This is a genomic window from Variovorax sp. 10N432, assembly GCF_056394465.1.
This window is the reverse complement of record NZ_JBFTHX010000026.1, coordinates 68,664-90,471: the sequence shown is the minus strand read 5'-3', so window position 1 is coordinate 90,471 and position 21,808 is coordinate 68,664. Positions and strand designations below refer to the sequence as shown.

Sequence of the window (21,808 nt, the reverse complement as noted above, 5' to 3'; positions counted from 1 at the left end):
CTCGTGCTCACTTCTTGACGAAATCGCAGCCGCCTTCAGACAGCGGACGAAACACCTTCTCGGCCGGGATCGCGGCGCCCACCGTGTAGAAGTCGTTCTTGCCCTTGGACTGCGCGGGGCTCTTCACCTCGACCGGATAGACCGGGCGCATCACCTGGCCGTCCTCGCGGATCTTCACGTCCTTGGACATGAAGTCGTTCACCGGCGTGGCCTTCATCTTCTCGACCACCGCCGGGCCGGCATCGCTGCCGGCCGCCTGCACGCCCTTCAGGTAGTGGGTCACGGCGCTGTAGACGCCGGCCATGATGTAGGTCGGCACCACCCCGTTGTTGCGTTCCATGAAGCGCTTGCTCCAGGCCCGCGAGGCGTCGTCCCGGTCCCAGTAGAAGGGCACGGTGATGTTCAGGCCCTGCGCGGTCTCCAGGCCCATCGCGGCGACGCTGTTGATCGTCATGCCGAACACGCTCACGCTCTGGCCGCCCTTGGTGATGCGGAACTCGGCCGCCTGCTTGAGGGAATTCGACAGGTCGAGCCCCGCGTTCAGGATCACGATCGCCTTGGCGCCGCTCGACTGCGCCTGCAGCAGGTACGAAGAGAAGTCGGTGGTGCCCAGCGGATGCTTGACCGAGCCCACCACCTTGCCGCCGGCCTGTTCGATGAAGCGCGTGGCCTCGGTCTGCAGCGCCGCGCCGAAGGCGTAGTCCACGGTCACGAAGAAGAAGGTCTTGATGCCCTTGTCGATCAGCGTCTGCACGCCGGCCTTGGGCAGCGAGTAGGTGTCGACCAGGAACTGGAAGGCCATCGGGGAGCAGGCCTTGCCGGTGAGGTCGGAGGTGACGGTGCCGGCGATCAGGTAGGGCTTCTGCTTTTCCTTCATCAGCGTCTGCACGCCCAGCGCGATCGACGAGGCCGAGCCGCCGACGATCGCGTCCACCTTGTCGGCCTCCAGCCACTTGCGCGCGGCGTTCAGCCCGACGTCGGGCTTGTTCTGGTCGTCCATGGTCAGCAGCTCGACCGGCTTGCCGTTGACCTTGCCGCCGAAGTCCTCGATGGCCATCTTGGCGGCAAGCACCGAGCCAGGCCCGCCGTTGCCGGAATACGGGCCGCTCAGGTCGCCCATGAGGCCGATGCGGACCACGTCGTCCGAGATCTGGGCCTGGGCCAGGCCGGCGATCGCGGCCAAGCCGGCCGTGGCGAGGACGGCGCGCAAGGCCGCGATGGAGTGGCGAAAGGTGTTCATTTCTGTGTCTCCTGCTGTCGTTGGTGAGGGCTTGGCCGGGTATCAGGCGCGGCCCGAAGGCAGCGCCAGGATCTGCTTGGCGAGGATGTTGCGCTGGATCTCGTTCGAGCCACCGAAGATGGCGGGCATGCGCGAATCCAGGTACTGGTTCATCACGTCGGCCGCGATGTCGCCGATGACCACGTCGTCGACCTGGCCGCCGTGGTCGCCCGCGAGCTGCACCAGTTCGTCCGTGATGCGCTGGTAGGTCTCGGTGCCCCAGACCTTGAGGTAGGACACTTCCGGCCCGAGCTCTTCGCCGCCGCGCAGGCGGCCCATGAAGAGCTCGAACGCGGCCTTCAGGTCGCGCACGTCGAGCACCAGCTGCGCATAGCGGTCGCGGAAATCGCCCGCGGCGAGCGCATTCGTGGCCTCGGCCAGCCGGTCGAGCTGGGCCAGTGCATATTCGCACTGGCGCGGCGTGCCGAAGAAGATGCGCTCCTCGCGCAGGAACGAGTTGGCCACGCTCCAGCCATCGTCGATGCGGCCCACCACGTTCGACACCGGCACCCGGACGTTGTCGAAGAAGACCTCGCTGAATTCGCCCTCGCCCTTGAGGTTGACGATCGGCCGCACCTTCACGCCGGGTGACTTCAGGTCGATCAGCAGGAAGGTGATGCCGCGTTGCTTGGCGCCGTCGACCTTGCTGGTGCGCACCAGCGCAAACATCCAGTCCGCCCCCGGACCCAGCGTGGTCCAGGTCTTCTGGCCGTTGACGACCAGGAAGTCGCCGTCGCGCTCGGCGCGCGTGCGCAGGCTGGCCAGGTCGGAGCCCGCGTTCGGTTCGGAGTAGCCCTGGCACCACATGATCTCGCCGCTGAGCACGCGCGGCAGGTGGTAGTCGATCTGGGCCGGCGTGCCGTGCATCAGCAGCAGCTTGCCGATCGCGAGCCCGTGATCCGGAATGCGCGCGCAGCCGTGGCGTGCGATCTCCTCGGCGTAGATCACCTGCTTGGTCGCCGACAGGCCCATGCCGCCGGCCGTCTTGGGCCAGGCAGGCGCGAGCCAGCCCTTCTTCGACAGCGCCTGGTACCAGTCAGAGATGTCGGCGTAGTAGGCGCGCTTCTTCATGAAGCGCTTCTCGGGCGGGTAGTTTGCGGCGATCCAGGTCGCCAGCACGCGCCGGAACTCGTCGTCGGGCAGCTCGGCCACGTCGACGCCCTCCGGCACCACCAGGGGCGAGTTGTCGGACTGGCGCACGCGGCCGCTCTTCATCAGCTGGTCCAGGAACCGGGCGCGCTGCCACAGCGGATTGCCAAGCCAGGCCGACAGCGCCAGCGCCCGCTTCAGGCACAGGCCGATGTCGGTTTCATCGGCGATGCCCATGCCGCCGTGCAGCTGGATCGCGGTCTTCGAGACCCCCAGCGCCGTGGCGCCGGCGCGTGCGCGCGCCGCGCGGACCGACTGGATACGCGTGGACTCGTCGGCCGGGCGCGCCCAGTCCAGCAAGGCGTTCTCGGCCGAGGCGCGCGCCAGCTGGCAGAGCATCCACATGTCGACCATGCGGTGCTGCAGCGCCTGGAAGGACGCGATGGGCTTGCCGAACTGGACCCGCTGCGAGGTATAGGCCACCGTGGCTTCCAGCGCCCGTTCGGCGACGCCGACGAGTTCGAAGGCGCTGGCCAGCCGGGCCAGCTCGATCGCCTGCGCGACCGCGTCGCGCACCGCCGGGCCGCTGGCGAGCCGGGCGTCGGCCGCAAGCGCGAGGCCCTCGACCTCCACTTCGCCGAAGTCGAGTCCGTCGACGGTGCGGGTCGTGCGGATCGCGGCGGGCTGCGTGATCCAGAACAGCGCCGGGATGCCGTCCTCCAGCGCGTAGACGAGGAAGCCGTCGGCCGCGTCGGCCAGCGGCACGAAGCACTTGGCCGCGCCTTCCAGCCGCCAGCCCTCGCCGCTGCGGACGGCGCGCATCCGGACATCGTCGATGTCCAGCGCGCCGGCGGCTTCCTGCCAGGCCAGCGCCGCCAGCGTCCGACCGTCCAGCACCTGCTCGAGCAGCGCACGGGCGGGCGCCGAGCCGGTGGCGAGCGGCACCAGCGCCTGCACCACCATCAAGCCACAGGCGACATAGGGTTCCGGCGCCAGGCCGCGTCCCAGTTCGCTGGCGATCAGCATCGCCTCCGCCGCGCCCAGACCATGCCCGCCGAGCGATTCGGGGACCAGCACGCCGCTCCAGCCCGCCTCCGCCATCTCGCGCCAGACGCTGCGGTCGAAGGGAATGGCCTGGTCGCGCAGGCGCCGCACGCGCGCCGGGGCCGGGTGTCTTTCATGGAATGCCTGCACGCTGTCGCGCAGCATCGTCTGGGTTTCGTCGAGATGGGTCATGGGTTGGGAGCCTTGGTGCTGCGCGAACGTCGCGCGCGTCATGCGGCCGGGCCGCTCGCGGCCACGTCCGTCGGAAGCTGGTGAGATCTGAACTGTTCGCGCAACTTGAGCTTCTGCAGCTTGCCCGTGGCGGTATGCGGCAGCGCGTCCACGAAGACCACGTCGTCGGGCATCCACCACTTGGCGACCTTGCCGGACATGAAGGCCAGGATGTCCTCGCGCGTCGGCTGCGTGCCGGTCTTGGGCACGACCAGGAGCAGCGGGCGCTCCTGCCAGCGCGAGTGGGCCACGCCGATCACGGCCGCCTCCTGCACGTGGGGATGTGCCACGGCCGCGTTCTCGAGGTCGATGGACGAGATCCATTCGCCGCCGGACTTGATGACGTCCTTCGAGCGGTCGGTGATCTGCACGAAGCCGTCGGGGTCGAGCGTGGCGACGTCGCCGGTCGGGAACCAGCCCGCGGCATCGGTGGCGTCGCCGTCGCCGCGGTAGTAGCCCGAAGCGACCCAGGGCCCGCGCGCCTTCAGGTCGCCGAAGGCCTTGCCGTCGTGCGGCAGCGGCTGGCCGTCCTCGCCGAAGATCTCGATCTGCACGCCGTAGATGGCGCGGCCCTGCTTGGCCTGCACGTCGTAGCGCTGCGCGAGCGGCAGCTCGCGGTGCTTGTCGAGCAGGGTGCCGACGGTCGCGAGCGGGCTGGTCTCGGACATGCCCCAGGCATGGATCACGTAGGCGCCGAAGAGCTCCTCGAACTTCTGGATCATGGCGCGCGGCGCCGCCGAGCCGCCGACGATCAGCCGTTCGAGCGCGATCTCCGACAGGTCGAGCGCGGCGCGGTTGCGCTCGATGTAGTCGAACAGGCCCAGCCACACGGTGGGCACGCCCAGCGAGAAATTGCAGCGTTCCTCGCGCAGCAGGCGATAGATGTTCTCGCCCGACAGATGCGGGCCGGGCAGCACCAGCTTGGCGCCGCACATGGCGCCCGCATAGGGCACGCCCCAGGCGTTGACATGGAACAGCGGCACCACCAGCAGCACGCTGTCGCGCGCCGAAATGGCCAAGCCGTCGGCCGCGCAGGCGGTGAAGGAATGCAGCACCGTCGAGCGGTGGCTGTACAGCACGCCTTTCGGATTGCCGGTGGTGCCCGAGGTGTAGCACAGCGACGAGGCGGTGTTCTCGTCGAACACCGGCCATTCGAGATCCGGCGACGCGTCGGCCAGCAGTTGCTCGTAGCACAGCAGGTTGGGCAGCTTCACGTCCGGCATCTGCGAACGCTCGCAGAGCGCGACGAAGCCCTTCACACGGTCGAGCTGGGGCGCCAGCTCGGCCAGGGTCGCTGCGAAGCTGATGTCGAAGAAGACATAGCCGTCCTCGGCATGGTCGACGATGTAGGCGATCTGCTCCGGAAAAAGCCGCGGGTTGACCGTGTGCAGGATGGCCTGCATGCCCGAAACGCCGAAGTACAGCTCCAGGTGGCGGTGCGTGTTCCAGGCCAGCGTGGCGACCCGGTCGCCCGCGCCCACACCCAGATGCGCCAGGGCATTGGCCAGGCGCTTCGCGCGCTGCTGCACCTCGCGCCAGTTGCTGCGGTGGGTGCTGCCGTCCGGCATGTGGCTGACGATCTCGCGGTCGCCGTGGAAGGCCGCGGCATGGTCGATGAGTCCGGACAGCAGCAGGGGATGCTGTTGCATCAGGCCGTTCATGAAGTCTCCTTGGTCCGATCCGGTTCAGTGGTAGCTGCGCCCGCCGTCGACCGCCAGCACGATGCCGGTGACGAAGGAGGATTCGGCGCTGCTCAGGTAGAGCGCGGCCAGCGCGATCTCGTGCGGCTCGCCGATTCGGCCCAGCGCGTAGCGCGGGCCGACCTGCTCACGCAATTCCTCGGGGCTGTAGCCGCCGCGCACCATGGGCGTGTCGACCGCGCCGGGGCAGACGGTGTTGACGCGCACTTGCGGCGCCCATTCCATCGCCAGCGATCGGGTGAGCGAGATCACGCCGGCCTTCGAGGCCGCGTAGGCGCTGCGCTGCTTGAAGGGCGCCAGGCCCTGGCCCGACGCGAAGTTGACGATGGTGCCGGCGCCTGCCTCGCGCAGCTGCGGCAGGCAGGCGCGGCAGACGATGAAGCTGCCGGTGAGGTTCACCTCCAGCACGCGCTTCCAGTCCGCCAGGCTCACCTGGTCGGCCCAGTCGGTGTTGGCGATGCCCGCGGCGTTGACCAGACCGTCGAGGCCGCCGAAGGCTTCGGCGGCGTGGGCCACCGCGCGTTCCACGGCATCCGGGTCGGTCACGTCGGCTTCGAGGCAGAGCGCCTCGCCCGGCAGGCCCTCCGGCCGCTGCCGGTCCAGCGCCGCGACGCGCGCCCCGGCGCGCAGGAAGAGCTCGGCCACCGAGTGGCCGATGCCGGAGGCCGCGCCGGTGACGAGGATGCGCCGGCCGGCGAGGCGGCCCTCGACCTTCAGGTCGGCGGGCGCCAGGGGTGCGTGTGCTTGCATGGTCTCAATCCGCCTTGATGTTCTTGTCCCGGATCACCGGGCCCCAGCGTTCCGCTTCCGACTTCAGGTAGGCGGCGAATTCGGCCTGGGTCATGGGCAGCGGCTCGACACCCGCGCGGTCGATGGCCTCGCGCATGTCCGGCGTGTCCAGCACCGCCCGGATGTCGGCATGGAGCCGGCTCTGGATCGGCTTCGGCGTGCCCTCGGGCACCAGCACGCCGAACCAGCTCGCGGTCGCGAAGTTGGCCAGCTCGGGCACGCCCGATTGCGCGATCGGCTTGAGATCGGGTGCCAGGGTCGACGGCTTCAGCGAACTGATGCCGAGCGCCTTGAGCTTGCCGGCCTTGACGAATGCCAGCGCCGCCTTCGAATCGAACATGCCCTGAACCTGGCCGCCGATCAGGTCGTTCAGCCCTGGGCCGTTGCCCTTGTACGGCACGTGGACGATGCTGACGCCGATCTGCGAGGCGAACAGCTCGGCACCGATGTGCGGGCTCGAGCCGTTGCCCGACGAGGCGAAGCTGAAGGGCTTGCCCGAGGTCCGGATGTACTTCACCAGCGACGGCACGTCGTCGGCCGGCACCGAGGGATGCACGAACAGGATGGCGGGCGCGACGGCGATCATCGCCAGCGGCTCCAGCGCGCTCTGCTTGTAGGGCAGGTGGGACATCATGAACGGGTTGGTGGTGAAGCCGAAGCTGGTCACCAGCAGGGTCTTGCCGTCCGCCGGCGCACGGGCCGCGGCCGCCGTGCCGATCACCGTGCCGCCGCCCGCGCGGTTGTCCACGATCACCGGCTGGCCCCAGCGCTCGGCGAGGCGCTGGCCCAGGGCGCGGGCCAGGTTGTCCGTGAGGCCGCCCGCCGCATAGGGGACGATCAGCGTGACGGGTCCGCCGGGAAACGGCGGGGTCTGCGCAGCCGCCGGCAGCGTGGCCAGCGCGGCGACTGCCCACAGTGCCGTCGCCGCAGCCCTTCTCCAAAAATGACTTGCCGGCCGGTCAGCGAGAAGAGCGAGAAAGGTGGAAAGCATGGTTCTCATGGTTCAGGCCTTGGCTGAGCGGGCCGCGCGCGGCCCGGCGGCTGCCGTGTCCGCCGGACGCGCTTCGGCGAGCAAGCCGTGCAGCGCCATGTCCAGGAACTGGCGCATCACCTCGGTGACGCCCAGGCGGCCATCGGGCCGGTGCCAGTTGGTCATCTGGTTCAGGCCGGACAGAAGAAAGCGGCCCGCGATGGCGGGATCGATGGCGCGCACCTCGCCGCTGGCGATGCCCTCGGAAATGCACTGCCGCAACAGGTTCTCGTAGCGGTCGCGCAGCGCGATCGCGGCCAGGTGCTGCCCTCCCCTGCCGCCTTCGCGGAAGGCCCGGGAACCGGCGATCCACCGATCGCGCGCCAGGTCGAACACGTCCGCCGAGGACTGCATGAAGGCGCGGATGCGCGCCGTCGGAGAGTCCGCTGCGGCCACGGCGGCGGAGACGTCGTCGACCAGGGACTGCATCGACTCCAGCACCACCCGCTCGTACAGCGCTTCCTTGTTGGGGAAGTAGTAGTAGAGCGCGGCCTTGGTGATGTCTGCGACTTCCGCGATGTCCCGCATCGAGGTGCGCTCGTAGCCGTCGCGCGCGAACAGGCTGCGCGCGATGGCCAGCAGCTGGTTCTCGCGCGTGTCCGGTGCATCGGCCGCCGCCGCGCGGGCGGGTGGCGATGAAGCGGTTCGGCGTTGGGACATGGCGAAGCGAACGAAATGGTGGAATGCGGACGACGCGCCTGGCTCAGCGTCCGGTGAAGACCGGCTTGCGCTTCTCGAAGAAGGCGCGCTGTGCTTCCTTGGTGTCTTCGGTCTTCGACAGCGCCACCGTGTTGCCCTGCTCGTAGCGGTAGGCGTCGCGCGGCGGCATCGTCAGGGTCATGCGGGCGGCTTCCTTGGCCAGCCGCACCGCGATCGGGCTCTTGGATGCGATCTCGCGCGCGATGCCCATCGCATAGGGCATCAACTCGGCCGCCGGCAGGCAGGCTTCCACCAGGCCGAGCCGGTACAGCTCCTGCGCCGAAACCTGCATGCCCGTATAGAACATGCGGCGCGCGCGCGACTGGCTGAAGAATTTCTGCAGGAAGGTGACGCCGCCGGCCAGGCCGACGTTGATCTCGGGCATCGATACATAGGCGTCCTCCGAGGCGACCCAGATGTCCGATCCCATCACCAGGCCGAAGCCGGCGCCGAGCGCGGCGCCGTTGATGGCGGCGATCACCGGCTTGGAACATTCGACCACCGCGTAGTAGGACTCGCGCACCAGCCGGTTGTGGCGGCCGTAGGCACCCGGCGTGGCCGCCAGGTTGGGCCGCTCGCGGATGTCGGCGCCGGCCGAGAACAGCTTGCCGCTGCCGGTCAGCACGATGGCGGCGACCTCGTCCATGTCGCTGAGCGTGTCGAACACCTCCGTGATCTCCGCCCGCATCTCGGCGTTCTGTGCATTGACCGGCGGGCGGTTCAGCGTGACGACGGCGATGCCGTCCTCGATCGTCAGGGTGAGTGTCTTGAGGTCCATCATGCGTGTTCTCTCGGGTTGGGGTTGACGGGGGCTTGGCGCATGGAGATCAGGGCATCCAGGCACACGCCCCCCTGGGGCTTGACGACGAAGGGGTTGATGTCGATGCCGGCCAGGTGGTCGGCATGGCGCAGCGCGAATTCCGACAGCCGGCTGAGCGCATCGGCGAGGGCTCGCGTGTCGTAGGCCGGGCCGCCGCGCCAGCCCTTCAGCAGGGCCGACGAACGCACCGCGTCGACCAGCGACATCGCCTGCGCGGACGAGAGCGGCGCGGAGGCGAAGGCCACGTCCTTGAACAGCTCGACGGCCGTGCCACCGAGGCCGAACATGACCATCGGCCCGAACACCGGATCCATGTGGACGCCGATGATGGTCTCCACGCCGCCGCGCACCATCGGCGCGATCAAGACGCCATCGATGCGGGCCTGCGGCGCGCGCTCGGCCGCACGGGCCATCAGCGTGTCGTAGGCGGCAGCCACCGCGCCGGCATCCGCCAGGCCGACGAGCACGCCGCCCACCTCGGTCTTGTGCGGGATGTCGGCGGAGACGATCTTGGCGACCACCGGGTAGCCCATGCCGTCCGCGGCACGCGCGGCCGACGCGGCGCTGGTGCAGGTCTGTTCGGGCAGCACGGGGATGCCGGCCGCGCCGAGCAGCGCCTTGGCCTCGGCCTCGGTCGCGGCCTGCGGCAGGGGCTCGGAGCCGCTGGCGGCGGGGCTGTCGCTGCGCATCTCGCGCCGCAGTCTGGCCATCCGCGCTGCACCGGCGACCGCGCGCACCGCGCGGGACGGATCGGCGAAGACGGCGACGCCCGCGGCCTCGAGCCGTTCGGTCACGCCCTGCTCGGACAGCATCACCAGCACCAGCGGCCGGTCCGGATGCGCCGCCCGGATCTCGATCATCCGCTGCTCGGTCGATGCGAATCGCGACGGCGACAGGCCGACGTGTGCCAGGTAGGCGAACAGGGTGCCGAAAGGCGAGCCGGGCAGCAGCATCGCATCGAGCACGCGGGCCACGCCGTCGGGCACCGCGGTGACCTGCGCGGTGGTGTCGTAGGGATTGGCCGGCACCGCGAAGGGCAGCAGTTCGCGCAGGGCGTCGGCCGAGCCGGTGGTGAGCGGCGGCAGCGCCATGCCGAGCTCGGACGCGTCGTCCGCCATCAGGATGCCGATGCCGCCCGAGCCGGTCATGATGCCGATGCGCTCGTTGGCCGGCAGCTGGCCGGTGACGGCGCACAGGTGAGCGATGTCGAGCATCTCCTCGATCGATGCCGCGCGGTGCGCGCCGCACTCGGCGAACACGGCGTCGTAGATCGCGTCGTTGCCCGCCAGCGAGCCGGTGTGCGTCGCGGCGGCGGCGGCACCGACCTCGGTCCGGCCGATCTTCATGATGACCACCGGCTTGCCGGCGGCGGCAGCCTTGCGCAGCGCCGCGCGCAGCCGGGCGCCGTCCTTGCAGGCCTCCAGCGCGGCGCAGATGACGCGCGTGTCGGCGTCGTCGGCCAGGTAGTCGATGCATTCCGCCACGTCGACGTCGGCCTCGTTGCCGGTCGCGATCACGCGGCTGAGCCCGATGCCGCGCAAGGTCGCCATGCCGTACGCGGCCGAGCCGAAGGCACCGCTCTGCGTGGCCATGCCGATCACGCCCGGCTTGGGCCGCAGGCCGTTCAGGGCGGTGGAGAAGGTGGCGTAGAACTTCGCCGACGGATTGAGCAGCCCGAGCGCATTCGGGCCGACCATGCGCATGCCCGCTTCCTTGCAGATGCGCACCAGCCGGGCCTGCAGTTCGGCGCCCGCCGCGTCGGCCTCCGCGAAGCCCGCGGTGAAGACCTGGACCACCTTCACGCCCTTGCGGGCGCAGTCCTGCAATGCGGCCTCGACACCCGGCACGGGCACCGCGACGATGGCATGGTCCACCGCGCCGGGCACGTCGGCCAGGCTGGCGAAGGCGGGCAGGCCCTGGATCTCGGCGGCGCCGCTGCGGTTGACCGGGTACAGCGCGCCGGCGAAGCCCGCCTCGACCAGGAAGCGAAGCGGCCGCCCGCCGATGCGCTCGGGGTCGGACGACGCGCCGATGATGGCCACCGACGACGGGAAGAAAAGCGGATGGAGCGAATGCATGGGTGCGGCGCCAGTTCAGAGAAACGCGTGCGTCACGCCGCCGTCGATCAGCATCGACTCGCCGGTCATGAAGCCGCTGTCGTCGCCCGCCAGGAACACCGCGGCGTTCGCGATGTCCTCGACCTGGCCCAGGCGGCCTACGGGCGTCCGCGCGATGCGCTTCGCCATGCCGGCCTCGTCGACGTTGATGCTCACGCCCTCGGTCATGATGGTGCCGGGCGCGATGGCGTTGACGCGAATCTTCTTCGGCCCGAGTTCGACCGCAGAGGCCCGCGTCAGGCCCAGCACGCCGGCCTTGACGCCGCAGTAGATCAATCCGTTGGGCATGCCGAGGAATCCGGCCGCCGAGGCGATGTTGATGATGGAGCCGCCGCGGCCCCTGGCCATCAGGCCGGCGGCGACCTGCGTGCCCCAGACCACCGACTTGAACCCGGTCGCGACCATGCGATCGAGCGTCTCGGGCGTGATCGCGTCGATCGGGCCGTAGCGCACCCAGATGGCGTTGTTGACCAGCACGTCGAGCCGACCGTGGTCGCGCTCGAGCATGGCGACCGCCGACTCGAAGGTGGCCCGCTCGGCCACGTTGCCGGCACAGGCCACGGCCTGCCCGCCTTGCTCGCGGATCGCCTGCGCCGCGCGCTCGGCGTTCTCGGCCTTGATGTCCAGCACCGCGACGATCGCGCCTTCGGCGGCGAATCGCTCGCAGATCGCTCGTCCGATGCCTTGTGCGCCGCCTGTCACCAGGGCCACCTTGCCTTCCATGCGTAAAGCCATGCTTGTCTTCCGTGCTCTATTTGCAGAAAATTCTACCGGCCGGTTAGTAAGTCGATGAAGCGTTTTTTGACTAGGAGATACCCTATGGACCGTAACGAAATGAACGCCACCGTGGTCGAGCTGATGGACCGCGAGGCCATCCGCGAGTGCATGTTTCGCTATTGCCGCGGCATCGACCGCCAGGACGAAGCTGCCTTGCGCAGTGCCTACTGGCCGGACGCGACCGACCGCCACGGGCCCTATCAGGGCAGCGCCACGGGATTCGTCGACTGGGCTCTGGAGAAGTTGCGCACCCAGGGCGAGCGCTCGGTGCACATCGTCGCCAACCTGTCGATCACCCTGCGCGGCATGCAGGCCGCGGTGGAGACCTACTTCACGGCCCTGCAGCGCGACCGCGACGCGCAAGGCATCGCGCGCGAGGTCTTCCTGGCCGGCCGCTACCTCGACCGCTTCGAGAAGCGCGGCGAGGAATGGCGCATCGCGCAGCGCACGGTGGTGTACGACTGGGTACGGCCGCTGGGCACGCCCGAGGGCAACGAGGCGGAGCGCTTCGGTCCGCGGCAGCCGATCGGTGGCGTGCGTGGCGACGATCCGGTCCATGCACTGCTGGCTGCAATACAGCAGCCAGGCAGCCAGGACGACCCCGGGTCAGCGAGAAATCTCTGAAGAAGCGCGCCTCAGGGCTTCGGCGCAGCGCGACGGCCCGCGGCCTTCGCGCCCTTGGCCGCGCCCGGCGCATTCATCCCGACCAGGATGATGTCGAGATACTGCTCGATCACCTGGCGCGGCTTCAGCCGCCCGTCGGGCTTGATCCATCGCGTCATCTGATTGAGCGTCGACAGCAGCAGGCGCCCCGCCGTCGCCGCGTCGAGTTCGCGAAACTCGCCCGAGGCCACGCCCCTGGCGATGCAGCCACGCAGCAGCTTCTCGAACCGGTCGCGGCGGCCGACCGCGGCTTCGCGTATTTGCGGACCCATGCTCGACCAGAAGACATTGGACCCGGCGATCCAGGCGTCGGGCGCTTCCGCGAAGACATCCGCCGCGGTCAGCATGAAGGCGCGCACCTGCTCGGTCGCGCCATCGGCCCGCTCGACCGCGTCGCTCACGCGATCGATGAGCGCCTGGAGGTTGTCGACGACGATCTGCTCGTAGAGCGCTTCCTTGTTCGGGAAGTGATAGTAGAGCGCGGCCTTGGTGATGTGCGCTTGCTCGGCGATGTCGCGCAGCGAGGTGCCAGCGTAGCCATGGGTGGCGAAGAGGCGGGATGCGATCTCGATCAGCTGGGTCGGGCGGTCCTCGACCGTGGCGCTCGCGCCCGCCTTTGTCCGTGCTGCTCTGTCGGTTGCCATCCATGCCCTCGTTGATGGGCGTGAATATACTTCATGGCCCCTGCCGGCTACTCCAGCTTCATGCCGGCACTCTTGACGAGCGGCCCCCACTTGTCCCGTTCGGTGCGGGCGAAACGCGCCAGGCTGTCGGGCGTTCCCCCGGCGGCTTCGTGGCCCAGTTCGAGCAGGCGCTGCCGCGCTTCGGGCACGGCCAGGATCTTGGCGATCTCCGCATTCAGCTTCTGGATGATGGCGGCGGGTGTCCCGTGGGGCGCATAGAGCCCGTTCCATGCGATCACCTGGAAACCCTCCAGGCCCTCGCTGGCCGCCGGTGGCGTACCCGGCAGAAGTGCCGAGTCCTTGAGCGAAGTCACAGCCAGCGCCTTCAGCTTGCCGCTCGCGACGAAGGGTCGTGCCGCGCTCGCCGTGTCGATGGCGACCAGCACCTGCCCGCCCATGAGATCGGTCATCGAGGTGCCTGAACCTTTGTAGGGGACGGCACGCATCACCATGCCGCTTTGCTTCTGGATGAGCTCCAGCACCAGTCGCGACGTCGTGCTCGGCAGGCCGACGTTGACGACATCGGGCCGCGCCTTGGCGTCCGCCAGCAGGTCGGCCATGGTCTTGTAGGGCGCATTCGGGTTGGCCAGGATCACCATCGGAAAGGTGCTGACCAGTGCCACCGGCTCGAAGTCCTTCTCCGGGTCGAAGGGCATCGAGGGATAGAGGAACTGGTTGAGCACATGGGTTCCGTTGGTTCCCATGAGCAGCGTATAGCCGTCGGGCGCAGCGCGCGCCACTTCGGCAGCCCCGATGTTGCCTCCGGCGCCCGCGCGGTTTTCGATCACCAGCGCCTGCCCCAGCGCGCGGCCCAGATGCTCGGCCAGGTACCGGGTCGCGACATCCGTCCCCTGCCCTGCCTGGTAGGGCACGATGACGCGTATCGGCTTGTTGGGATAGCTTTGCGCCGAGACGATGGAAGAGGTCCAGAGCGCGACCAGCGCGATCAAGAGGCTGAAGATCCGATTCATGACTTTGTCTCCGTTGCTTGTTATAGGTGCGATTGCCGTTGCTCAGGGCGCTTCGCCGAGAAGCTCCTGGGCATGCTGGTCCAGGCGCGGCGGAGGTCGACCCGGCCGGCCCGGTGTCCGCGACAGGCGCACCGGGACACCGATGCCCCGGTAGCCGTCGCTGCTCACACTCATGGCCCGGTGCGACGCATGGGCCTGCGCGAACGCTTCGGGCACCGTGTGTACCGGCCCGACCGGGACGCCGACGTGCATCAGGGCGCTGCAGAGGGTTTCCCGCTTCCACCCCGAGAGGGCCGCCTCGATCTGCTGTCGCAACGCGTCGCGATGTTCGAGGCGTGCGGCATTGACCGCGAAACGCGGGTCGCTCGCGAGCGCCGGAAGCTCCATCACGGCGCAGAACTTGGCGAACTGGCGGTCATTGACGATGCCGAGAAAAACCAATCCGTCCTGGCAATGAAACTTGTCGTAGGGCGCGATGTTCGGATGCGCGCTTCCCAGCAGGCCGGGCACCTGGTCCGAGTGCATCCAATTGGCCGCATGGGGCACCAGCAAGCTCAATGCGGAATCGAACAGCGTCGCTTCGACGCGTTGCCCGAGGCCGGTGCGGTCGCGGTGATGCAGCGCGAGCAGGATGCCGGTCAGCGCGGTGTAGCCCGTCAGGTGGTCGACGATCGGAATGCCCAACCGGGTCGGGCCCGACGAGGGCTCGCCATTGATGCTCATGAGGCCGCACATGGCTTGCAGCACGGCGTCGTAGCCTGGCAGGCCGCCCAGCGGCCCGTCCGCTCCGAAGCCGGAAATCGAGCAGTAGATCAAGCCGGGAAAACGCGGCTTCAGCTCGTCCTCGAAATCCAGCCCCCAACGTTGCATCGTGCCGGGAATGAAGTTCTCGACCAGCACGTCGGCCCCTTCGAGAAGACGCATCAGCGTCTCCCGGCCCTGCGGGACTGCAAGGTTCAGCGCGATGCCGCGCTTGCCTCGATTGACCGCCGTGAAGTAGGCCGCATCGCCGTCGTCATTGAACGGCGGGCCGAGCGTCCGCGTCTCGTCGCCCGACGGCGGCTCGACCTTGATCACGTCGGCGCCATGGTCGGCAAGCATCTGGGTGCACAAGGGCCCGGCCAGCACCCTGGACAGGTCGATCACCCGCAGCCCGGCTAGCGCCCCGCGCCCATTGGCACTTCGCTCTGGAGTATTTGGCATAGCTGATCCGAGAGGCATCGCCCCAGGCGATGCCGGTTTGCCACCTGGCCTTCGCCCCGGCAAGGGGGCGAGGCGACTCAACCGCGCGTCGGCAGTTCGACGACGCCCGAGCCGATCACCGACAGCTCGTCGTCCTGGTTGTGAGCCTCCTGGGAGATCTCCACCAGGTGGCGCCCGTTCTCGATGAACTTGCGCTTCACGAATCCCTTGATGAACAGCATGTCGCCTTCGGGGTTGTGGCGGCGGATCTTGCAGTGCGCCTTGCGCAGGAAGCCGTCGTCGCCCATCCAGTTGGTCAGGTGATGCGTGAGCCACGACGTGCGCTCCGGACCGTAGTCGTAGGCGCCGGGCGCACCGACCTCCAGCGCGAAGTCCTCTTCCCAGTGCACCCGTTCCGGCACGTCCGGGATGCCGAAGCGGTTGGTGATGCCGACGCCGGGGTGGGCGTCGATGAGCTTCCACGCAAGCTTGTTGGCGCGGATGTACAGGCCGCCCCAACCCTGCGCATAGGCGATGAATCCGGTCACGGTCATCGGGCCCTTGAACATCACCGGCAGCGCCTCGCCTTCCTTCACGTCTTCCCAGTAGCGGGGCGTGGCGCCGCGCACTTCTTCCTTGGCGTAGAGCTTGTACGCCTCCTGGATCTCCTCGGTCGTGTAGCGGCGCGGCGCCCGGGCCCGCACCTCCTTGTACTTGCTGCCTTGCTCGCGGGCATGGTCGCGCTCGGTGCGGAAGCACCAGCTGTCGGCCTCGGCCACCTTGTCGCCTTCCTGGTTGAAGAAGTCGACGTGATAGGTCTGCTGGACGGCGCGGCCGGCGAAGCGCGTCTGGTGCTCGACCAGGTCCTTCAGGTAGGCCTCGGTCCGGATGGTGTCGTTGCGTTGGACCGGCTTGTGCCATTCCCAGTCGGCGCCCGACCACATGGCGTGGACACCGGGCAGACCGCCGACATAGCCGGACACGATCCGGCTGGTGGAGAACAGGAAGCTCGGCAGGGCAATGAGGCCGCCGTACTTCGTCTTCGCCGCGTAGTCGGGGTCGCACCACAGGGGGTTGTCGTCGCCGATGCCGTGCGCGTAGTGCCGGATGTTGTCGCGCGTCGCCTCATAGCACCACGGCTCGGCGGTGGCGCCGATCTTCTGGCCGATGCGCTCGCGCAACTCGTCCATGCCGTCGTCGGTGATCTTCGGGAAGCTTCTTTCGGTGGTGGTGGACATGCCGTCTCCTGTTGATTGAAAGGGTCTGAGGGGGTGGACTACGAATGGATCGAAGCGGCGGCGGCCTCTTGCTCGCGCAGCTTCTTCCGGTGGATCTTTCCGGCGGGGGTCTTTGGCAGTTCGGCGACGAACGCCACCTGCCGCGGGTACTCGTGCTGGCTCAGGCGCGTGCGGACCGCGTCCTGGATCTCTTCGATGAACGCCTCGCCGGCGGGACGGTCCGAGACGACGAAGGCCTTCACGACCAGTCCGCGCAGCGCGTCGGGCACGCCGATGGCGGCGGCTTCCTTGACGTCGGGGTGCTTGAGGATCGCGTCCTCGACCTCCACCGCACCGATCGTCCAGCCGGCCGAGATGATCACGTCGTCGGCCCGGCCTCCATGCCAGAAGTAGCCGTCGGCGTCGACGCGGCCGAGGTCCTTGGTGGCGACCCATTCGCCGCGGCGCCACAGCTTCAGCTCGCCGACGACACCGGGTGCGCAGGGCTTGCCGTCGATGTCGTGCACTTCGACCCGAAGGCCTGGAATCGGCTTGCCGAGCGATCCCGACTTGACGGGGAAGTCCGGCGCGCCGGGATAGGACACCAGGCAGACGCCGATCTCGGTCGTGCCGTACATGCTGCAGGCCTTGTGGCCAAAGGTGGCCTCGATGAACGCGGCGGTCTCGCTGTCGATCGGCTCTCCGGTGAACGACAGCTTGTCGAGCACGTAGCGATGCTTCGACGCGGCGCCCGAGTTGCGCATCATCCGGTAGTGGGTCGCCGCCGCCGACAGGTTGTTGAAGCGATGCGCCTCCAGGGCCTGCAGCAGCCGCTCGCCGCTGAATCTGCCTGCATAGGCGCCGATCGTCACCCCCATGGCCAGCGGGGCCAGCGTTCCGTGCCAGAGGCCGTGCCCCCAGGCCGGCGACGACGGACACATGAAGCGGTCACCCGGGCGCACGCCGGTTCCGTAGAGCGCCGCGAGCATCAGCGTGACGATCGCCCGGTGCGTGTGCTTGACGGCATCCGGCAGTTCCCTGGTGGTGCCGGAGGTGTACTGGAAGATGGCGAGGTCGTCGGCCCGGGTGCTGGTTTCGAAGCGCGAGGGGAAGCGATCGAGCGATGCGATGAAGGCATCGTCGGCGACCGTCACGCGCAGGCCCTCGAACCCGGCCACGACTTCCGTCTTCTCGTGGTTCGTCACGAGCAGCTTCGGCTGGCAGTCCTGGACCCGCAGCCGAATGCCGTCCGGGCCGAACAGCGTGAACAGCGGGACCGCGATGGCGCCCGCCTTCATCGCGCCGAAGATGGCGGCATAGAACGCCAGCGACGGCTCGAGCATCACCGCCACGCGATCGCCCGGCCGGATTCCCTGCTCGACCAGGAAGTGGGCAAAGCGGGACGAAGCTTCGGAGATCCGCCGGAAGCTCAGGGTCTGGTCCTCGCCGTCGGCCCGAACGAGGACCACGGCCGCGTTGTCGCCATCGACATGGCGATCGATGCACTCGTGCGCGATGTTCATGCGCTCGGCGTCGCCATCGAAAAGCGCCCACAGGCCGGCGCTGCTGCAGCGCGATTGCGCATCCGCATAGGAAGTGAATTGCGTCAATTTCGTCATCGCTGTCTCTCGTTTGCTCTTGATGGGGAGACTTTGCGCGTCTGCGTTTTAATTGTCAATAGCGTCTGTGAATTGTCTATAGACAATTATGAGAATGACTTCAGCCGGTCCGCATGACCCATCGATGCCGGCCGACGGACGCCAGCTCAAAGCGTCGTATGCTTCGCCAACCCAGTGAACCGCCCCTTCTCCATGCCTGTCGCAGCACCCGCATCACCGTCCGCCAAGGGCCCTCGCGTTCGTCCCGTGCCCGCCGTCTCGCGCGCGCTTTCCATTCTTCGTTTGTTGGCGGGAAGCCCCGAGCCGATGACGCTCAAGACGATTTCGGAAGGTCTCGATCTGGTCACCAGCACCTGCCTCCACATCCTTCGCGTTCTGGTCGACGAAGGAATGGTCAAGCTCGAACCGGGAACCAAGCGCTACAGCCTCGACGTCGGCGTGTTGTCCCTCGCGCGCAGCGTGGTCGAGAACAACCCGTTCCCCGTCCGCGTGCAAAGCGCGCTCGACCGGATCGCCGAGCGATGGAACGTCACCACCATCGGCATGAAGGTCTCGGGCCTCGACGACCTCGTGGTGCTGTCCCTGGCGCGATCGAAGGGGCCGTTTCGCCTGTACGTGGAAGTCGGCAGCAGGGTGCCCGCCCTCACCAGCGCGACCGGGCGGCTGGTCGCTCACTATTCCGGCTTGAGCGACAGCGAACTGCGCCGCGGGTTCAAGTCACTGAACTGGGAGAACCCTCCTTCGTTCGACACCTGGCTGAAGGAAGTGAAGTCGGTGGAGCAAAAGGGGTTCGCGGTCGATCGCGGCAACTACATCAACGGCATTTCCGTGCTGGCCGTTCCCATTCTCGATTCGCAGCGCCGCATCGGCCACGCGCTGGCCGCGCTGGGCCTGGCGGACACGTTGACCGCATCGACCTTGCGATCCCTCGCCGCCGACATGCAGGTCGAAGCCGCCGCCCTGGCACAGTGACTCCGTCGGCGAGAACTTGGGCCGCAAGCTATATTTCCGGCTCAGCAACAAGAGAGATCACCATGCCGAAAGCCTATTGGATCAGCGCGTACCGTGCCGTCAAGGACGCAGACAAACTGGCGGCCTACGCCAAACTCGCCGGTCCCGCCATCACCGACGGTGGCGGGCGCTTTCTGGCACGTGGCGTGCCGGCCAAGGTCTACGAGGCCGGCCTCGCCCAGCGCACCGTCCTGATCGAGTTCGACAGCATCGAGCAGGCCACGGCCACCCACGACAGCCCTGCCTACCAGGCCGCCCTCGCCGCCCTGGGCGATGGCGCCGAGCGCGATCTCCGGGTCATCGAAGGGGTCTGAGCGCGAGCGCGTGCCGCGGCGCCGATGACTGCCGCCGACCTGCTCCCAGCCGCACCATCGATCGGCTTCGACGGCCCGTCGCAGGAGGTGGCGCGCCGGCTCATCGGCGTCACCTTGCTGGTCGATGGCGTCGGCGGGCGCATCGTCGAGACCGAGGCCTACGACAGCACCGAGCCGGCGGCCCACAGCTTCGGTGGCCCGCGGCCGCGCAACGTGGCGCTGTTCGGCCCCCCGGGCCACGCCTACGTCTACCGCTCCTATGGCATCCACTGGTGCCTGAATTTCGTCTGCCGCGAGTCAGGACACGGCGCCGGAGTGCTGATCCGCGCATTGGAGCCGACCCACGGCCTGGCGCGCATGCGCGAACGGCGCGGCCTCGATGACTTGCGGCTGCTGTGTGCCGGCCCCGGGCGGGTCGGCCAGGCACTCGGTGTCGACGACAGTTTCAACGGCAAGGCACTGGATGCGCCCCCTTTCGCGCTGCTCGCACGGCCCGGCGACCGGCCGCCGCTGGCGGTCGATGTCGGGCCGCGGATCGGCATCTCGAAGGCCATCGATCTGCCCTGGCGTTTCGGTGAGAAGGGTTCGCGCTTCCTGAGCAAGCCGTTCCGTCCTGCGGGCTGATCAATAGTCGGTGTCGCCGTACCAGGGCTTGGACCCCGGCCTCGGGTCGAAGCCCTTGCCGCCCTTGTGGATCTCGGCGTGGTGCAGTTCCCATTCGGTCCGCACGACATCGACCACGACCTTCAATTTCAGCCCGGACTGGATTCTTCGGACAGTGAAGGTGTAGGCCGAGGGACGCGCGATGTTCTCCTTCGCCAGCGCGATCGCCTCGCTGTCGCTGGGAGGGGTTTCGGCCGTGATGTCGACCGGACCGTTCTTGAATTCGTCCTTCGGCGTGAAGGTGAACACCGTGTCCTTGCCCACGCGGCGGCTGGAGCCGAAACTGAAGTCCTTCACGTTGAGCTGCTTCGCCTGCGACCTGAGCAGGTCCAGTTCCTTGCCCCTGGATGGAAAGGCGCCGTCGTAGGCGACTTCCTGGCTCTGGTCGGTGCTGCGCCGGAGCTTCTTTCGCATCGCGGCCCAATCGGTGACAAAGGCATATTCGGGCTTGGCCTTCATCCGCTTGAATGCGTCCTCGTCGGACAGCTTGCTCGCACCGGGCTCCTCGTAGAAGGGATCGGCCAGCGATTCGGTGCCGCCGCCATAGCGTTGGCCATGGGTCGGCGCGATCACCCGCGCACTGCCGCCGAAGGCGGTGCGCACCTCGCCCAGCATCTCCTCGCTGCGCCCGAGGTTGCAGCCCCTGATCAGCACGTTGGTCCAGAAGCCCACCAGGTTCGGCTGAGGCGGGGTGATGCCGCCGGCCGCGTTGGCCTTCTTGAGCTCCGCATACTCCACCTTGCCCGGCGTCGGGTCCTTGGCGTCGAGAGAGAACTGCAGGGTGCCGTCGGGGTGCGCGTGCGAGACGATGATCAGGTTCGCCACCGGCTTGCCGCCGCTGTTGATGCGCTGGTTGATGCCGTCGAGGTCGCGCACGTCCTCCACCATCGTCGCGCCCGCATACTCGGCCTTGAAGAACTTCTTCGCTTCGGTGTAGAACTTGTTGTCGCTCTTCCTGGCGTCCTTGCCCATGATGAAGACATAGTCGATGGCACCGCGCGCCGTATCGACACGCCCGATCTGGGCCTCGATCTCCTTCGCCAGCGCCGGGGCGTCGCCCTTGGCGACCCGCTGCAGCGCATCGTCGCCGGCGACGATGGTTCCGGTGGTCCTGGGTCCGCTGCCCTTGAAGTCGACGAAGACGCCCTTGCGGCCCTTGTCGTAGCGGCTGCCGCTCAGTTCGAAATGCATGTCGAGGCCGTAGGTGTTGATCAGCCGCCAGACGACTTCGTGCACGGCGAATGCCGGCTTGCCCGAGGCCAGGGCCCGCTTCGCCAGCGCCGCGAGAGTCGTCTCCTCCTTGGTGATCGCGGCGGCTTCGTCGGGATCGCGCGCCCTGCGCTGGAGACGGATCGGCGCGGCGGAGGCGCCGCGTTGCTGGACCACGTGGGCCAGTTCATGGGCCAGCAATCGACCCCCGTCGCCGGCGTCCTCCGCGCGCCGGCCGGCGCCGAACACGATGTTGCGGCCGACGGTGTAGGCATCCGCGGCGACCTCTCTCGCCGATTGCTCGGCCATGGACCCGGAGTGAATCCGCACGGCCGAGAAGTCGGCATCGAAGCGCCTTTCCATGTCGCGCCGCAGGGCGGTCTCCATGGGACTGCCGGCTTGCTGCAGAACCTGATGCACGCTGCCCGGCACCTCGCCCGGCGGCGGTCCGCCCGCATGGATGGGAACCTCGCCGAAGCTGAAGCCGGAGCGCGTGAATTCGCGCCTCGGTGCGGCTCGCTCGCTTTCCGCTACCGCGCCTCGAACCGGCCCGGATGACCTCGCGGCCACCGGATGCGGAGGTTCGAACAACAGGCTTGCACGACGCATGGCGCGGATGGTGCCCCGATCCACGTGGCCTCGCAAGTCGGGCGCGCGCGGCGCCCCCAACCTTCGGCGTATCCCCAAGCGGCACGCCCAGG

19 protein-coding genes are annotated in these 21,808 nt (G+C 68.4%); 4 read left to right on the top strand and 15 right to left on the bottom strand.

Annotation, left to right across the window (positions count from 1 at the left end):
* Positions 1-7: 7 nt before the first annotated feature.
* The 9 genes from AC1DF3_RS25790 to AC1DF3_RS25750 are packed head-to-tail and all read right to left on the bottom strand — an operon-like array spanning position 8 to position 11,533.
* The gene (locus tag AC1DF3_RS25790) at positions 8-1,240 is read right to left on the bottom strand and encodes an ABC transporter substrate-binding protein (RefSeq protein ID WP_286538117.1); all 1,233 of its coding nucleotides are present in this window, start codon (positions 1,238-1,240) and stop codon (positions 8-10) included.
* Between the two features lie 42 nt (positions 1,241-1,282).
* The gene (locus AC1DF3_RS25785) at positions 1,283-3,604 is read right to left on the bottom strand and encodes an acyl-CoA dehydrogenase family protein (RefSeq protein WP_286538116.1); all 2,322 of its coding nucleotides are present in this window, start codon (positions 3,602-3,604) and stop codon (positions 1,283-1,285) included.
* A 38-nt stretch (positions 3,605-3,642) separates the two neighbouring features.
* Positions 3,643-5,304: a 3-(methylthio)propionyl-CoA ligase gene (locus tag AC1DF3_RS25780; RefSeq protein WP_478141290.1), complete on the bottom strand. Its 1,662-nt coding sequence runs from the start codon at positions 5,302-5,304 to the stop codon at positions 3,643-3,645.
* A gap of 24 nt (positions 5,305-5,328) precedes the next feature.
* Positions 5,329-6,093: an SDR family NAD(P)-dependent oxidoreductase gene (locus AC1DF3_RS25775; protein WP_286538113.1), complete on the bottom strand. Its 765-nt coding sequence runs from the start codon at positions 6,091-6,093 to the stop codon at positions 5,329-5,331.
* 4 nt (positions 6,094-6,097) lie between these two features.
* Positions 6,098-7,123 carry a tripartite tricarboxylate transporter substrate binding protein gene (locus tag AC1DF3_RS25770; RefSeq protein ID WP_478141289.1) on the bottom strand — a complete coding sequence of 342 codons (1,026 nt, stop codon included), beginning with the start codon at positions 7,121-7,123 and terminating at the stop codon, positions 6,098-6,100.
* 12 nt (positions 7,124-7,135) lie between these two features.
* A complete protein-coding gene (locus tag AC1DF3_RS25765; RefSeq protein ID WP_478141288.1) occupies positions 7,136-7,822 on the bottom strand; it encodes a TetR/AcrR family transcriptional regulator in 687 nt (228 codons plus the stop codon).
* Positions 7,823-7,865: 43 nt separating this feature from the next.
* A complete protein-coding gene (locus AC1DF3_RS25760; RefSeq protein WP_286527207.1) occupies positions 7,866-8,639 on the bottom strand; it encodes an enoyl-CoA hydratase/isomerase family protein in 774 nt (257 codons plus the stop codon).
* Entirely contained in the window at positions 8,639-10,759 is a 2,121-nt protein-coding gene (locus AC1DF3_RS25755; RefSeq protein ID WP_478141287.1) for an acetate--CoA ligase family protein, read from the bottom strand. Before AC1DF3_RS25755 ends, AC1DF3_RS25760 begins: the two co-directional genes overlap by 1 nt.
* Positions 10,760-10,774: 15 nt before the next feature.
* Positions 10,775-11,533, bottom strand: coding sequence for an SDR family NAD(P)-dependent oxidoreductase (locus tag AC1DF3_RS25750; protein ID WP_478141286.1), 759 nt, complete (start codon positions 11,531-11,533; stop codon positions 10,775-10,777).
* 84 nt (positions 11,534-11,617) lie between these two features.
* Here AC1DF3_RS25750 and AC1DF3_RS25745 point away from each other — a divergent pair, with 84 nt between their 5' ends.
* On the top strand, positions 11,618-12,199 hold the full coding sequence (locus AC1DF3_RS25745; protein WP_478141285.1) for a nuclear transport factor 2 family protein: 582 nt from the start codon (positions 11,618-11,620) through the stop codon (positions 12,197-12,199).
* A gap of 11 nt (positions 12,200-12,210) precedes the next feature.
* Here the strand turns inward: AC1DF3_RS25745 and AC1DF3_RS25740 are convergent, their stop codons facing one another.
* From AC1DF3_RS25740 to AC1DF3_RS25720, 5 genes are all read right to left on the bottom strand, one after another.
* Positions 12,211-12,882, bottom strand: a complete 672-nt coding sequence (locus AC1DF3_RS25740) for a TetR/AcrR family transcriptional regulator (RefSeq protein WP_478141284.1) — start codon at positions 12,880-12,882, stop codon at positions 12,211-12,213.
* Positions 12,883-12,929: 47 nt separating this feature from the next.
* Entirely contained in the window at positions 12,930-13,892 is a 963-nt protein-coding gene (locus AC1DF3_RS25735) for a Bug family tripartite tricarboxylate transporter substrate binding protein (protein WP_478141283.1), read from the bottom strand.
* 42 nt (positions 13,893-13,934) lie between these two features.
* Positions 13,935-15,095 (bottom strand): CaiB/BaiF CoA transferase family protein, encoded by a 1,161-nt coding sequence (locus tag AC1DF3_RS25730; protein ID WP_478141297.1) that lies wholly within the window; start codon positions 15,093-15,095, stop codon positions 13,935-13,937.
* A gap of 77 nt (positions 15,096-15,172) precedes the next feature.
* On the bottom strand, positions 15,173-16,312 hold the full coding sequence (locus AC1DF3_RS25725; protein WP_286538101.1) for an FAS1-like dehydratase domain-containing protein: 1,140 nt from the start codon (positions 16,310-16,312) through the stop codon (positions 15,173-15,175).
* A 38-nt stretch (positions 16,313-16,350) separates the two neighbouring features.
* Positions 16,351-17,910, bottom strand: coding sequence for an acetate--CoA ligase (locus AC1DF3_RS25720; protein ID WP_478141282.1), 1,560 nt, complete (start codon positions 17,908-17,910; stop codon positions 16,351-16,353).
* Positions 17,911-18,156: 246 nt separating this feature from the next.
* On the opposite strand from AC1DF3_RS25720, the gene AC1DF3_RS25715 reads away from it, so the two are divergent.
* The 3 genes from AC1DF3_RS25715 (at position 18,157) to AC1DF3_RS25705 (ending at position 19,859) form a co-directional block, all read left to right on the top strand.
* Positions 18,157-18,882 carry an IclR family transcriptional regulator gene (locus AC1DF3_RS25715; RefSeq protein WP_286538098.1) on the top strand — a complete coding sequence of 242 codons (726 nt, stop codon included), beginning with the start codon at positions 18,157-18,159 and terminating at the stop codon, positions 18,880-18,882.
* Between the two features lie 62 nt (positions 18,883-18,944).
* Complete coding sequence (locus tag AC1DF3_RS25710; protein ID WP_286538096.1) at positions 18,945-19,235, top strand: DUF1330 domain-containing protein; 291 nt, start codon at positions 18,945-18,947, stop codon at positions 19,233-19,235.
* A gap of 24 nt (positions 19,236-19,259) precedes the next feature.
* A complete protein-coding gene (locus tag AC1DF3_RS25705; protein WP_478141281.1) occupies positions 19,260-19,859 on the top strand; it encodes a DNA-3-methyladenine glycosylase in 600 nt (199 codons plus the stop codon).
* On the opposite strand, the gene AC1DF3_RS25700 is transcribed toward AC1DF3_RS25705, so the two are convergent.
* The gene (locus AC1DF3_RS25700) at positions 19,860-21,716 is read right to left on the bottom strand and encodes an eCIS core domain-containing protein (protein WP_478141280.1); all 1,857 of its coding nucleotides are present in this window, start codon (positions 21,714-21,716) and stop codon (positions 19,860-19,862) included.
* Between the last annotated feature and the right edge of the window lie 92 nt (positions 21,717-21,808).